We start from the raw sequence: 1,947 nt of genomic DNA, 5'->3' as shown, positions 1-1,947 counted from the left end.
AATTGGTTTAAAAGAATTTATTTTTGTTGCTTTGCTTGGAAATATATGTAATTGTACTTACCTATAAGGGAAGAACGTTGGTGAATGTTATCTTGAAATATTAATCTATGCTTCAAATGATGTAAACCTCCTTTTATACAACTGTGGGATGTTATAATATGTAATTAATTATGCCTGTTAAACAGAGGGCTTCTTCCAAAAGTAAATAACCGGCATCACATTTAGGAGGATTTCTATGTTACGTTCACGAACAAGCTCAGGCCTTGAGTTGTATTCTACCAGTTGTAATGAAATAGAGACTCGTCGGCTTTCTTCGTCTAAAGATCTACACTGTCCGAATTGTGATAATTTGGTCAGCTACAAAAATGGGCCAAAAACTATCGCTCATTTTGCGCATTTTCCCCACACTGAATGTGTTGTCCCTAACTATGAACGCGAAACTACAGAACATCTAAAAGGTAAAGATATTCTTTTTAATTGGCTGACTTCTAAATATTCGGATGCTGATGTGGAGTTAGAGGTATTCATTCAAATAACGGATCAAATAGCGGATGTTCTACTTACTCACACCTCGGGGGAAATGAAAGGGCAGAAGTGGGCTTTCGAATTCCAACACAGTCCACTCTCGGAAGCAGAATGGAGAAGACGCCATGTACTTTACCAGCAAGCAGGAATTCTGGATTTCTGGATTTTTGATGCGAATGTGTTTCTGCAGTATTCAAAAGCTCAGAACGTAGAACAAGCACGGTTATTTCGAGATCCAATAAAAGCGGTCTATTCGGAGACTGGATTTACATACTATTTAGATTTAGATTCTCAAAATATGACCATTGATTTTAACTTTTATACTCGATCCATAGAACGAAGAGTTAATGGGCGTAGAGGGACAGTTGACAACGAATACAAGTTTCATGATCCCAGCGATCACAAGGAAAAACTAGATCTGTTGGATTTTCACTGTGATATTGAAGAACAGTATACTGCTATAGTTATTCCTAATATCAAGGATCAATTCGAATTTAAATTTAGAAAGCTAATCCAGAAAATTAAATCAGAAAAACATCAAACACTTGTAGAAAAAAGACGGTTTCGTTTGAAGGAAATTTTTGAATATTGCTCTTTTCATCTTACACCTAGACATGCTTATGTTCTGAAATCTTTTTGCATGAAAAATAAGCCTTTAGTAGTAGATGATATCTTAGGCTTAGAAATACCCGATTTTATTGAAACGTATAGAACCTATATGGATACTATTATTCATTACTTGGCAGAATATGAGTTCATCTGTAAAAGTGAGGAGTTTGAAGATAAAGTCATTGCTGATCAAGCTCCCCATTATCTTTTCTACATTGATTTGAATGAGGAACAGATAGTTAGTTCCTATCATCTACGTATTGCAGAGATCTATGATAGTGAGTTTGTAAAGAATGAACCGTCATTATCTACTGTGCTATATAAACGTTACACAAACGAAGTCAAGAATGTAAAGTATGTATTGCGAAAATATTCATCGGAATTAGAAAAGCTTCTATCTAGGAATCCCAAGATGTTGGATAGCGACTTGAGGAAAATAGACTATCGGATAGTTAGGGTAGGACCAAAGGAACGTTCGATTTGGGAACTTGCTCTTGGCTATGCAAAATGCAATAACACCGAAGAAATTGATGAACTAATGAAAAAAATAAAGACTGATATCATTGATTACGATCCATTCAGGGATCTTAGAGACTAACTTCATTTCGTGTTCAAGAGACAACACTAACAATAGTTTAATTATTAATCCAATTTGCTCATAGCAGAATATTTTTGAAGCATCATGAATTATTAAACTAAAATAGATATGGAAGGTTAAGGATTATTATGGAGAATCGATTTGACCCAACTTCAAATAACTTCGCATATATGTTATCAAAATATGATTGTTTTAGAAAATTGACAGGGAAATGT

At 34.6% G+C, this 1,947-nt stretch carries 1 protein-coding gene; it reads left to right on the top strand.

The window, feature by feature from the left end; translation table 11 throughout:
- Nucleotides 1–235: 235 nt before the first annotated feature.
- A complete protein-coding gene (locus A3842_RS08910) occupies nt 236–1,732 on the top strand; it encodes a competence protein CoiA (protein ID WP_074101121.1) in 1,497 nt (498 codons plus the stop codon).
- Nucleotides 1,733–1,947 lie beyond the last annotated feature (215 nt).

This window comes from Paenibacillus sp. P3E (assembly GCF_001909045.1).
Lineage (GTDB): Bacteria > Bacillota > Bacilli > Paenibacillales > Paenibacillaceae > Paenibacillus_AQ > Paenibacillus_AQ helianthi.
The sequence above is the reverse complement of the archived record's forward strand: the minus strand, read 5'-3'. Positions and strand labels throughout refer to the sequence as shown.